Raw genomic sequence first — 11,772 nt, 5'->3', positions numbered from 1 at the left:
AATTTCTTCATGGATGCCGGTCGCCTGCGGATGTTGCGCGAACTCGCCGATCACGGCACCGTCGCCGCCGTGGCCGACGTGCTGTCGATGACGCCGTCGGCGGTGTCCCAGCAGCTCAAGATCCTCCAGCGCGAGGCGGGTGTCGCACTGATCGAGCCGGCAGGCCGTCGGGTACGGCTGACCGACGCCGGCCGGGTGCTCGTGGGCCACGCGGACGCCGTGCTGGCCGCGCTCGAGCGTGCCCGCGCGGAGATGGACAGTTACCGAACGTCGCCGCAGGGCACCGTCAGCGTGTCGTTCTTCCCGTCGGGCGCGGCAATGCTCTTGGCGCCGTTGATCATCCGAGCGCGTGACCGCGGCATCGAAGTGCTCGGCCGCGACATCGACGTTCCGGCATCACGCGCCCCGCAACAGCTCGCCGAGTTCGACATCGTCGTGGTCCACCGCGACGAGCGCGCCGTCCCGGACTGGGAGCCACGGTTCACCGCCACCGAGCTCTTGCGCGAACCACTCGACGTGGTGGTGTCGGCCGAGCACTCGCTGGCCCGCCACGATCGGGTCCGGCTGGCCGAGTTGACCGACGATCGGTGGATCGGGGTCGAGGGCGGCCTCGTGCTCGACGACGTCCTCACCTCGATCACACTGCTGACCGGCGTGCAGCCACGCATCACCCAGCGGGTCAACGACTTCCGCGTCGTCGAAGAACTCGTCCACGCGGGTCTCGGCATCGCACTGATGCCGCGTCATGTCCTGCTGACCCGCCCGCTCGTCCGGTTACCGGTCAGCGACATCACCCTGGCTCGCCGCATCGAGGCGGTCACCCGCACGGGCGCCGCGACGCGCCCGGCCGTCGGCGCGGTGCTCGACGAGCTGCGCGCGGTCGCGGCGGCGGTCAGCGCAGCAGACGCCTGACATGACTTCGCGCGATCCGCTCCGCCATATCGGGGCCTACCCGCTCCGGCTCGACCGCCACCGAACACGCCAAACCGTCGAGCAGAGCAAGCAATTCGACGGCGGCCGGGTCGGCATCGACCGTGGGGGCAGACTCGGCGATCAGCAACCGCATCCAGTCCGCCATCCGGGCCCAGTCCGCACGGTGGCGCGCAGCGGTGGGTTCGTGCACGGCGGCACGAGCGAGCCGTAGCAGCCAGGCCACGCTGATGTCACGGTCCCGCGGATCCGGGCACACGAGCGCAACGGCAAGTGCCTCCAGGCGCTCGGCGGCGGGCATATCGGGCCGCATCTGCTCATCGAGCCGCGCCATGAAGCGTTCACCGGCGCGGTCCATCGCCGCCGCGAGCATCGCATCCTTGGTAGGGAAATGGTGCTGCACGGCTCCGATCGAAACATCAGCCCGCGCAGCCACTTTTCGCACCGACACGCCCTCGAAGCCGTCGGCGACCAGAACCGCCAGCACCGCTTCGGCCATCCGCTCATACGGCTCGCCCACACGGCGATGATAGCCGCACCCATACGATCGTATGGTAGCGTCCGCGCACATGTCCTCGTCACGTCTGCACTCCCTGGACGTTCTGCGCGGTATCGCGATCCTGGGCACGCTCGGCACCAACATCTGGATCTTCACCAACCCCGAAGGCATGGTCGGCTACCTCGGCGGCAGCAGCACCCCATATGGTTGGCACCCGCTTGAAGTGGCGCTGCAGCTCCTCGCGCAGGGCAAGTTCCTCGGGCTGCTCACTGTCATGTTCGGCATCGGCCTTGCCCTGCAGCAACGTTCGGCGCTGCGCGCGGGCCTGCGCTGGCCCGGGAGTTATCCCTGGCGCGCGGCGCTGCTCTTGCTCGACGGCGCCGTGCATTTCGTCTTGCTGACGGAGTTCGACGTGCTCACCGGCTATGCCATCACCGGGTGGATCGTGTCCTACCTGCTGGTGACGTCGCCACGCACCCAACGCCGCATCATCGCGATCGCTGCCACCCTGCACGTTGCCTTGCTAACGACGCTCGCTGCCGGACTGCTGATGCTGCCGCACACCGAAGGACCACCGCGGCGCCTCGAACCCAATCCCTATGCCGACGGATCGTTCTGGGATCTGGTGGCGTTCCGCCTCGATCACGTCGTGCTGTTCCGGCTCGAGACGATACTGATCTTCCCGATGTCGATCGCACTGTTCCTGCTGGGCGCCAGGCTGTTTCATGCCGGCATCCTCGACCCGCGGGGTGCCACGCTACGCCGCAGGCTGATGTGGCTGGGTTTCGCCGTCGCCGCGCCCGTCGACATCGCGTTGGAGGCCGGCGCGGGTGGTGTCGGCCTGCTGCTGGCACGCTACGGCGTCGCACCCCTGGTCTCCCTGGCCATCCTGTCCGCGGTGGCCGAGTTCTATACCGGCAGGCCCACTCTCGGGTGGGCCGGCAGGCGGCTGGCGGAGGTGGGCCGAATGGCGCTGTCCAGCTACGTGTTACAGAACCTCGTCGCCTCGGCGCTGTGCTACGGCTGGGGGCTCGGCCTCGCCGCGGCCACGCCGCCGCAGCTCCGGGTACCCGCCACCATCGCGATCTATCTGACGGTCGTGATCGCGATCGTGACGTTCGCGCACCTGTGGCTGCGCCGGTTCCGCCGGGGCCCGGTGGAGTGGCTGTGGAACACCAGCTACCGGACCCTGGCGGGCGCGACGGCATCCGCTACAGGTACTGACCCAGGTTCGACTCGGTGTCGATCGCCCGAGACGCGCTCGAGCTCTTCCCGGTGACCAGCGTGCGGATGTACACGATCCGCTCGCCCTTCTTGCCCGAGATCCGGGCCCAGTCATCGGGATTGGTGGTGTTGGGCAGGTCCTCGTTCTCGGCGAACTCGTCGACGATCGAGTCGAGCAGATGCTGGATGCGCAGGCCCGGCTGACCGGTCTCCAGAACCGCCTTGATCGCGTTCTTCTTCGCCCGGTCCACCACGTTCTGGATCATCGCGCCGGAGTTGAAGTCCTTGAAGTACATGACTTCCTTGTCACCGTTGGCGTAGGTGACCTCCAGGAACCGGTTGTCGTCGATCTCGGCGTACATCCGGTCGACGACCTTCTCGATCATCGCCTTGATGCAGGCGGCACGGTCCCCACCGAACTCGGTCAGATCGTCGGCGTGGACCGGCAGGTCCTCGGTGAGGTACTTGCTGAAGATGTCCTGCGCCGATTCGGCGTCCGGCCGCTCGATCTTGATCTTGACGTCCAGACGGCCGGGCCGCAGGATCGCCGGATCGATCATGTCCTCACGGTTGGATGCGCCGATGACGATGACGTTCTCCAGGCCCTCGACACCGTCGATCTCCGAAAGCAGCTGCGGCACAACGGTGGTCTCGACATCGGAGCTGACGCCGGTACCGCGGGTGCGGAAGATCGAATCCATCTCGTCGAAGAACACGATCACCGGGGTGCCCTCGGAGGCCTTCTCCCGGGCCCGCTGGAAGATCAGCCGGATGTGCCGCTCGGTCTCACCGACGAACTTGTTGAGCAGCTCGGGACCCTTGATGTTGAGGAAGTAGCTCTTCGCGTCGCGCGCGTCGTCGCCACGCACCTCCGCCATCTTCTTGGCCAACGAGTTGGCCACGGCCTTGGCGATCAGCGTCTTACCGCAGCCGGGAGGACCGTAGAGAAGCACGCCCTTGGGCGGGCGCAGCGAGTACTCCTTGTAGAGCTCCTTGTGCAGGAACGGCAGCTCCACCGCGTCGCGAATCTGCTCGATCTGCCGGCTCAGGCCACCGATGTCGAGGTAGCTGACGTCGGGCACCTCCTCCAGCACCAGGTCCTCGACCTCGGCCTTGGGAATGCGTTCGAACGCGTACCCGGCCTTGGTGTCGACCAGCAGCGAGTCGCCCGGACGCAGCTTGCGCGGCCGGCCGTCATCGGGCAACAGACCCGAATCGTCGGGCAGCTCGCTGGCAGCCACCAAGGGCTCGGCCAGCCACACGATGCGCTCCTCGTCGGCGTGCCCGACCACCAGGGCGCGGTGCCCGTCGTCGAGGATCTCGCGCAACGTGCTGATCTCGCCGACCGCCTCGAAGCTGCCCGCCTCGACGACGGTGAGGGCCTCGTTGAGCCGCACCGTCTGACCTTGCTTGAGTGTGGCCGTCTCGATGTTGGGTGAGCACGTCAACCGCATCTTGCGGCCGGAGGTGAACACATCGACCGTATCGTCGTCGTGCGTCGAGAGCAGCACGCCGTAACCACTGGGCGGCTGGCCCAGCCGGTCGACCTCCTCGCGCAGGGCAAGCAGCTGCTGACGGGCTTCCTTGAGGGTGTCCATCAACTTCGCGTTGCGCGCGGCCAGCGAATCGATCCGTGCCTCAAGCTGATGCACGTCGCGAGCACTGCGCAAACCGCTCTGCGGGCCTACTGCGTTTTCCAATTGCTCGCGCAGGATTGCGGCCTCGCGGCGCAACGATTCCAGCTCGGCGGCTTCTTCGCTGGATCCCGGCGCCGAGTGACCACCTGGAAAGCCCTCGGCGAAACCGTCCGAACGCTCTGACTCGCTCATCTTGCGCTCCCTCCCGCACCGGAAGTTGGTGCAGTAACAACTTCAACGCTACCGGCGATTCAGCCTTTGTGTGTGGTCTAGGAACTCGACACACCAGCGCCACTGTTAGCCTCATGTCTGAGTTGGTCCGATCGAAAGGAATGTCGTGACCCTGAAATCCCTCGTTACCGGCTTTGTCGCAGCCGCAGGAGCGGCCGCTGTCGTGGCCGGTGCCGCGGCAGGTGTGACGTCCATTGCATCCAGCACCCTCTCGTCCGCCCCGGCTGTGCAGCCGGTCGTGTTCGACGCGCCGCTGCCGCAGGCCCCCGCGCCCGAGCTGCAGAGTGCCCTGACTCAGACCCTGCAGGCACTGGCCAGCGGTGGTTCGTTCAGCGGCAAGGCGGCCTACATCCAGGGCGGCATCGGCCGGATCGAAAGCATCGCCGCGGACCGCGCCTACAGCCGGGCCGCCGCCGAAGGCAAGTTCCCGCTGACGTTCAGCGTCGCCAACATCGACAACGAGGGCGGCGTAGCCACCGCCGACGTCACCGCGACGTCGAACCTGGGCGGAACCGCCACCCAGAACATCCAGTTCGTGGCCGGCCCCAGCCCCACCGGCTGGCAGATCTCCAAGGCCTCGGCCATGAACCTGCTGTCGTCGGTCAACTGACGGTTAATTGATCCGCCTCGCGATCCTGAGTGCCGCCACATGTGTGGCGGCACTTGGGCTATCGGGGTGCAGTCAGAATGACCACCCTGCGGCCTCACCGCCGCCCCCGGCGACCTCGTCGCTGATGACGCCCGTGGCCCCTCCGGCCGCGCCGCTACCCGCGCCGGACGCCCTGACGAGCGTGCTGTACCGGCTCGCCGACGTCAACGTCCCAGGCGCCAACAAGGTCGGCCTCGTGGAGCACTCGACCACCGACGACGCCGCGGCCCTCGACAAGTTCGGCCGAGCGCTCGCCGACTACGGCTTCATCCCCCTGGACTTCGAGGCCAAGGACCTGGCCTGGTCGCAATCGACTGCGGGCAACGTGGTCGCCACCATCACGGTCACGACGCCTTCCCCGGGTGGCCAGGGCAAGCAGTTCAGTTTCCCGATGGAGTTCACGCCGCACGGCACCGACTGGCTGCTGACCCGGCATACCGCCGACATGCTGCTGGAACTGGGCCGCACCGCGGCGCCCGCGCCGGCTCCCCCGACACCGACCCCCTGAGCGTCGGATGTGGATCGGTTGGCTGGAATTCGATCTGCTGCTCGGTGATGTCCGCTCGCTCAAGCAGAAGCGGTCGGTGATCCGGCCGATCATCGCCGAGTTGCATCGCAGGTTCGCCGTGTCGGCGGCCGAGACCGGTGCCCACGAGCTGCACCGTCGCGCCGGGATCGGTATCGCGGTCGTCGCCGGAGACCACGCCCACGTGGTGGACGTGCTCGACGCCGCCGAGCGGCTCGTCGCGGGCCGCCCTGAGGTGGACCTGCTGTCCACCCGCCGCGGCCTGAGCCGTAGCGACGACTGACGCTAGACGCTGCCGCCGAGCTGACGCTTGCGCCGCAGCGGCATGGGCGCCACGGCACCCGGGGCCAATTTGCGCACGCTGACCAGAAAGGCGGTGTGTCCCCGCATGGTGTGTTGCGGACGCACCGCAAGACCCACCACATGCCAGCCGCGCTGCATGCTCTCCCAGGCCCGCGGCTCGGTCCAGCACTGCTGCTCGCGCAGCGCCTCCACCACACGGGAGAGCTGCGTGACGGTCGCGACGTAAACCATCAGCACGCCGCCTGCCACCAGCGCCCGCGCGACCGTGGGCAGCACCTCCCACGGCGCGAGCATGTCGAGCACCACCCGGTCCACCTCGGGACCGCTGTACTCCGAGAGGTCGGCTATCACCAGATCCCAGTTCTGCGGCCGCTCGCCGAAGAAGGTGACGACGTTGCGTTCGGCATGCACGGCGTGGTCGTCGCGCAGCTCGTAGGAGATCACCGTGCCGCCCGGCCCGACGGCGCGCAGCAGCGAACACGTCAGCGCACCCGATCCGGCGCCCGCCTCCAACACGCGCGCGCCGGGGAAGATGTCCCCCTCGTGCACGATCTGCGCGGCGTCCTTGGGGTAGATCACCTGCGCACCGCGCGGCATCGACATCACGTAGTCGACCAGCAACGGGCGCAGCACCAGGAACTGGTCACCGTTGGTCGATTTGACGACGCTGCCCTCCGGCAGGCCGATCACGCCGTCGAGGGCGATGATCCCGCGATGAGTGTGGAATTCCCCGCCCGGCGTCAGCACCATCGTGTAGTGCCTGCCCTTGGCGTCGGTGAGCTGCACGCGGTCACCCACGGCGAACGGTCCGGTCCTTGGCACGGTCCCCCAGCCTGCCAGTAGGCCCGCCGCGCCGGGTGCGCGGGTTGCCGCAAAATTGTCGGCACCCGGTCATAGGCTGCCGGTATGAGTGAGGTGACGGCGGCAACCACGCTTGCCGAGCCGGCCGGGCCGCTGCGCAGGCCGGCACTCTCGCCGTCGCGAGCCAGCGATTTCAAGCAATGCCCGTTGCTCTACCGCTTCAGGGCCATCGACCGGCTGCCGGAGCCGCGGTCGCCGGCACAATTGCGCGGATCGCTGGTTCACGCGGCCCTGGAGCAGCTGTACGGGCTCCCGGCGGCCGAGCGGGTACACGACACCGCGCTGGGCCTCATCGAGCCCGCCTGGGCGCAGGTGGTGGCCGCAGAGCCCGACCTGGCGGAGGCCGTGTCCCCCGCACTCTTCGATGAGGCGCGGGCGCTCCTGTCGGGTTACTACCGGTTGGAGGACCCGACGCGGTTCGACCCGGACAGCTGCGAGCTGCGTATCGACGTGGAGCTGACCGACGGCACGTTGCTGCGCGGATTCGTCGACCGCATCGACGTCGCGCCGACCGGTGAAATGCGTGTGGTCGACTACAAGACCGGCAAGGCGCCGCCCGCGGCGCGCACCGCGGCCGAGTTCAAGGCGATGTTCCAGATGAAGTTCTATGCCGTCGCGCTGTTGCGGTCGCGCAATGTCATGCCTGCCCGGCTGCGCCTGGTGTACCTCGCCGACGGTCAGGTGCTCGACTACTCGCCCGACGCCGACGAATTGCTCCGGTTCGAGCGCACTCTGATGGCGATCTGGCGGGCCATCCAAACCGCGGGCGCCACAGGAGATTTCCGGCCCAACCCGTCGCGACTGTGCTCGTGGTGTGCGCATCAGGCCCTGTGCCCGGCGTTCGGTGGCACCCCGCCGCCGTACCCAGGCTGGCCCGAGCTGCTGCCCGCCCCAACAGAGCCTGCCGCATGATCGGGTGTCACTACCGTCGGCTTCCCGCCGACGGTGAATTCCAACTGTTCGAATCCACCGCCGACACCCGCAGCAACTGGGATCCGGCGATCCAGCACGGCTCACCTCCCCTGGCCTTGTTGACCAAGGCCATCGAGGAGTTGATGGCTCCGTCGGGTCTGCGCATCGGCCGGTTGACACTGGACATCCTCGGCGCCATACCTGTTGCCCCGCTACGGGTCCGGGCCTGGGTCGACCGGCCGGGCGCCCGGATCTCGCTGGCCGTCGCCGAGGCGTCCGCGCAACGGCCCGATGGGCAATGGCGCGCGGTGGCCCGGGTGAGCGCGTGGCTGCTGGCCACCGGTGACACCAGCGATGTGGCCACGGATCGCTTCGCCCCGCTTGTCGAAGGCGAGCAGACGGATGTGGCGCACGGCTGGGAAGGCGCCGCAGGCTACCTGGAGACGGTCAGTTGGCGGCGCCAGCGCGGTACCGATGCCGGGGCCTCAGTGGTGTGGTTGCGCGCGCTGACCCCGGTCGTCGACGACGAAGAGACCACCGCGGTTCAGCGGTTGGCCCTCGTGGTGGATTCCGCGAACGGCGCGGGCGCCGCCTTGGATCCCGACAAGTTCGTGTTCATGAACACCGATACCGCGGTGCACCTGCACCGGCTGCCGATCGGATCGGACTTCGCCCTGCGCGCACGGGGTTCCATCGGACCCGACGGCGTCGGGGTGACCACCGCGGAACTCTTCGACCGGCAAGGGTTTATCGGCACGTCAGCGCAAACCCTGCTCGTGTTGCGGCGCTGAGGTCAGGAACGCGCGGCATCGGCGCAGTCCGAGATATCCAATTATGGTGTCGGCCCGTGCGTTAGAGCTGCGGGTAGCGGCTGGTCGTCGTCGCGATGTCCGAAATATCCGAGACGCTCGATGAGCTGCAGGTCCGGCGCGGGGGTCCAGTCCCACGCGGTGATCTGGCGTCGGGAGCGGCGGCTGTAGGTGGCGCGCAGCAGTTCGTAGCCGTCGACCCGCAGCGCGGTGATCGGTTCGCCTGAACCGCAATTCCACTGGCGCCCTTGATCATCGTGGATCATCACCGCCGTCGAATGGCGTAGTCGTCGGTGCAGATGTCGCATCATGGCGTCCAGGAACGGTTGCCAGTGCTCACGCTCGACACGGCCCAGGCCCAGCGCTTCGTGCAGATCGGACTCGTGACAGATCGCATCGGCCGCCAGGTTCGGCCCGATGATTTCTGGGCCTGCCAGCGCGGCTTCGACCGCCGGGCCGACACGGACCCATTCGGCGAGCAGGTCCGAGACGGGCCGGCCCCGGCGTTCGCCGACGTGTCGCTGCGTCCACCGCTCGCTGCCCGCATCCTCGATCCGGCCTGCCGCCACGTCGGCGGCACCGCCGACCAGATGCGCCAGCAGTTCGTGCACGGTCCAGCCTGGGGTCGCCGGGACCGGCGTGCGCACTTGGTCCGTGGTGAGCGCGGCGGCCAAGGCCCCGATACGGCAGCGAGCATGCCGGTAGAGTACGTCGAGCAATGGCGTCCATCCTGTCTCATGAGTGCCGGTACGCGCGGAAAAACTGGTGCCTCCCTGGTGGTTTCGCTGGATCAGCTGGCCCAGGAAGGTAGTCGCGGGCAGGCCCGCCAAAGGGAACCACCTTCAGCGCCGGCCAACCATGTGCAGGCAAGCTGGTGTGCTCGAGGTAAGTCCGCCATCATCACCGTGACGCAACGGGTTTGGCTGTGGTCGGGTGTGATGGCCTCTCGCGCAGTCCCCACTTGGCGTGCCAGAGGGCCAGTGGTGCTGGCGCCCACCAGTTGACGCGGCCCATCAGTTTCATGACAGCGGGTACCAGCACGGTGCGGATGAGGAATGCGTCCAGGAGCACGGTGATGGTCAATGCGGTCCCGAGCATGCGCATGTTGGCTTGCTGGGAAGCGATCATGGCCACGAACACGATCGCCATGACGGTCGCGGCGGCGGTGACGATCCGGCCGGTGTGAGCCAGGCCGAGCGCGACGGCACGGTCGTTGTCGGCGTCGGTCAATTGTGGAGTGTGCAGCCATTCTTCGCGGATCCGTGACAGGACGAACACTTCGTAGTCCATGGATAGGCCGAATGCCAGGCAGAAGATCAGGGGCGGGAATGCGGCGTTGATGTTGCCGGTGGTGGTCGTGCCAAATCCGCTGAGGTGGCCTTCTTGGAAAATCCACACCATGGCACCGAACGCCGCGGTCAGGGACAGGGCGTTCATCAACACTGCCTTGATCGGTAGCAGCACGCTGCCGGTGAACAAGAAGACCAGGATCAGCGTGGTCACCGCGACGAGCGCCAGCACCAGCGGGATGCGGCTGGTGATGCCGTGGACGTCGTCGATGCTGCGTTGTGCGGTGCCGTCGAACAGTGTTGGGCCCGGCGCTGGAACTTCCTTGAGCGCAGTGAGTTGGTGTTTACCTGGCGGAGAGAACGGGTCGAGCGTGCTGGATACGGTGAGATACGCTGCACCGTCGCGCATTCCGGCGCCGTAGGCGTCGCCGCTGATGCGTGTTCCGGCGACGTAGGCTCCGTCGGGGGCTGTTACTGCTGCAACATCCGGCATTGTCGATAGCGCTTTCGCGTACTGGGCAATGGCAGGTGGCGAGGCGGTGTTCGTGGGCAGGACGATACGGATCGCGTTGGTGCCGTAGTGCGGGAACTGCTCGCGCAGCAGGTCGCCGGCTTGGCGTGAAGGTGCGGCGGTGGGCAACGTCCGGTCGTCCGGGTAGGCGGTCCTGATTCCGAGGAACGGAGCACCGAGTGTCACGAATAGTGCTGTGACAGCGATGACTACGGGCACGGCATAGCGCATGCACACGATGGCGACGCGGTAAAAGAACGATTCCTGCACCGAGCGCGGCCGAGTACCGGGCCGCCCTAGGAATCGAAGAACCGGAGCGCGGATGTCCCAATCGTCGAGGCGGGCGCCGAGGACAACCAGCAGAGCGGGTGCGATGACCAACGCACCGAACAGGCACAGCCCCACGCAGATGATCCCGGCGTAGGCCAGCGACCCCAGGAAATACATTGGGAACACAGCCATTGTGGCCAACGACAGGGCGACTGTGATCGCCGAGTAGGTCACCGTGCGGCCGGCGGTATTCATGGTTGTGACCAGCGCCTGCGCTGGTGGCGCACCGCCGGCGGTTTCTTCGCGGTAGCGCTCGATGATGAACAGCGTGTAGTCGATGGCCAGTGCCAGGCACAGCGCAGTAGCAAGGTTAAGTGCGAACACTGATACGTCGGTGAACGCGAAGATCATTCGCAGCGCGGCGGTCGCGCCGGAGACGGCGAAGGCAGCGACAGCAAGCGGCACCATGGCGGCGATCGCACTACCGAAAATCCAAATCAGTACCAGGAAGGTGAACGGGACCGCGATCGATTCGACGGTCAATAGGTCGATGCGTGATTGGAGGTTGAAGTCGTAGTACGCGATGGCCTGCCCACCGGCATTGACGCTGATGCCGTCGCGGGTCCCGATCAGGTTTTTGGCGATGTCATGGGCGCGAGGCGGCGCATCGCTGTCACCACCGGTGATTTCGGCGACGACCAGGCCGGTTCGGTGATCGTTGCTGAGCAGTGAGGCCGCGGTCGCTGGTGCTGCTGCCGTCCAATAGGAGTTGATCTGTTGGGCGTGACCGGATGCGGTCAGAGCGGCGATGACGGCGTGGGCGCGGTCGCGTACCTGCGGCGCGTCGGGGCCGGCGGGGCCGGTGATTTCGAAGACGATGGGCATGCCGCCGGCGTCGAAGGTGCGGTTCAGAATCGCGGTTGCGCGTGAGGATTCCGAGCCGGCAACCTCGTAGCCGCCGGAGGGCAGTTTCATCCCGACGGGTGCGCCGAAAACCCCGGCGAGCACGAAGGTAATGAGCGCGGCCACGAGGATCGGCCGCGGGAATCGCGTGGCGAAGGCGCCCAGCGTGGTGAACATGGTCCCGGTCTTTCGTCGAGTTCAGCAGGAGGGTCGGCGCG

General features: G+C 67.3%; 12 protein-coding genes. 7 read left to right on the top strand and 5 right to left on the bottom strand.

The annotated features are described in order from the left end of the window. The first annotated feature begins 9 nt into the window (after nt 1–9). Nucleotides 10–912: a LysR family transcriptional regulator gene (locus RMCB_RS21900; protein ID WP_062830445.1), complete on the top strand. Its 903-nt coding sequence runs from the start codon at nt 10–12 to the stop codon at nt 910–912. On the opposite strand, the gene RMCB_RS21895 is transcribed toward RMCB_RS21900, so the two are convergent. Beyond that, the gene (locus RMCB_RS21895) at nt 893–1,450 is read right to left on the bottom strand and encodes a TetR/AcrR family transcriptional regulator (protein ID WP_234792207.1); all 558 of its coding nucleotides are present in this window, start codon (nt 1,448–1,450) and stop codon (nt 893–895) included. The genes RMCB_RS21900 and RMCB_RS21895 overlap by 20 nt on opposite strands. Nucleotides 1,451–1,499: 49 nt before the next feature. On the opposite strand from RMCB_RS21895, the gene RMCB_RS21890 reads away from it, so the two are divergent. After that, entirely contained in the window at nt 1,500–2,708 is a 1,209-nt protein-coding gene (locus RMCB_RS21890; RefSeq protein ID WP_063979655.1) for a DUF418 domain-containing protein, read from the top strand. Here the strand turns inward: RMCB_RS21890 and arc are convergent. Next, the gene (arc, locus tag RMCB_RS21885) at nt 2,641–4,482 is read right to left on the bottom strand and encodes a proteasome ATPase (protein ID WP_062830444.1); all 1,842 of its coding nucleotides are present in this window, start codon (nt 4,480–4,482) and stop codon (nt 2,641–2,643) included. The two genes, RMCB_RS21890 and arc, sit on opposite strands and share 68 nt — an antisense overlap. Nucleotides 4,483–4,627: 145 nt before the next feature. On the opposite strand from arc, the gene RMCB_RS21880 reads away from it, so the two are divergent. The 3 genes from RMCB_RS21880 to RMCB_RS21870 all read left to right on the top strand — a co-directional run bounded on the left by RMCB_RS21880 (nt 4,628) and on the right by RMCB_RS21870 (nt 5,979). Further along, nucleotides 4,628–5,131 carry an MTB12 family secreted protein gene (locus RMCB_RS21880; RefSeq protein WP_029372989.1) on the top strand — a complete coding sequence of 168 codons (504 nt, stop codon included), beginning with the start codon at nt 4,628–4,630 and terminating at the stop codon, nt 5,129–5,131. Nucleotides 5,132–5,255: 124 nt separating this feature from the next. Continuing rightward, complete coding sequence (locus RMCB_RS21875; protein ID WP_109784377.1) at nt 5,256–5,678, top strand: lipoprotein LppK; 423 nt, start codon at nt 5,256–5,258, stop codon at nt 5,676–5,678. Nucleotides 5,679–5,685: 7 nt separating this feature from the next. Continuing rightward, on the top strand, nt 5,686–5,979 hold the full coding sequence (locus RMCB_RS21870; protein WP_029372987.1) for a DUF503 domain-containing protein: 294 nt from the start codon (nt 5,686–5,688) through the stop codon (nt 5,977–5,979). 2 nt (nt 5,980–5,981) lie between these two features. Here RMCB_RS21870 and RMCB_RS21865 read toward each other — a convergent pair whose 3' ends face one another. After that, a complete protein-coding gene (locus RMCB_RS21865; RefSeq protein WP_201028330.1) occupies nt 5,982–6,821 on the bottom strand; it encodes a tRNA (adenine-N1)-methyltransferase in 840 nt (279 codons plus the stop codon). 84 nt (nt 6,822–6,905) lie between these two features. On the opposite strand from RMCB_RS21865, the gene RMCB_RS21860 reads away from it, so the two are divergent. Both RMCB_RS21860 and RMCB_RS21855 read left to right on the top strand, forming a co-directional pair. After that, entirely contained in the window at nt 6,906–7,772 is an 867-nt protein-coding gene (locus RMCB_RS21860) for a RecB family exonuclease (protein ID WP_062830441.1), read from the top strand. Next, a complete protein-coding gene (locus RMCB_RS21855; protein WP_062830440.1) occupies nt 7,769–8,563 on the top strand; it encodes a thioesterase family protein in 795 nt (264 codons plus the stop codon). The genes RMCB_RS21860 and RMCB_RS21855 overlap by 4 nt, the downstream gene beginning before the upstream one ends. 41 nt (nt 8,564–8,604) lie before the next feature. On the opposite strand, the gene RMCB_RS21850 is transcribed toward RMCB_RS21855, so the two are convergent. Together RMCB_RS21850 and RMCB_RS21845 are read right to left on the bottom strand one after the other, a co-directional pair. Beyond that, nucleotides 8,605–9,300: a maleylpyruvate isomerase family mycothiol-dependent enzyme gene (locus RMCB_RS21850; protein WP_062830439.1), complete on the bottom strand. Its 696-nt coding sequence runs from the start codon at nt 9,298–9,300 to the stop codon at nt 8,605–8,607. Nucleotides 9,301–9,481: 181 nt separating this feature from the next. Next, nucleotides 9,482–11,731, bottom strand: coding sequence for an MMPL family transporter (locus RMCB_RS21845; protein WP_062830438.1), 2,250 nt, complete (start codon nt 11,729–11,731; stop codon nt 9,482–9,484). Between the last annotated feature and the right edge of the window lie 41 nt (nt 11,732–11,772).

The organism is Mycolicibacterium brisbanense (assembly GCF_001570425.1).
GTDB classification, from domain to species: domain Bacteria; phylum Actinomycetota; class Actinomycetes; order Mycobacteriales; family Mycobacteriaceae; genus Mycobacterium; species Mycobacterium brisbanense.
Note: the sequence above shows the minus strand (reverse complement) of the source record. Positions and strands in the feature narration are given on the sequence as shown.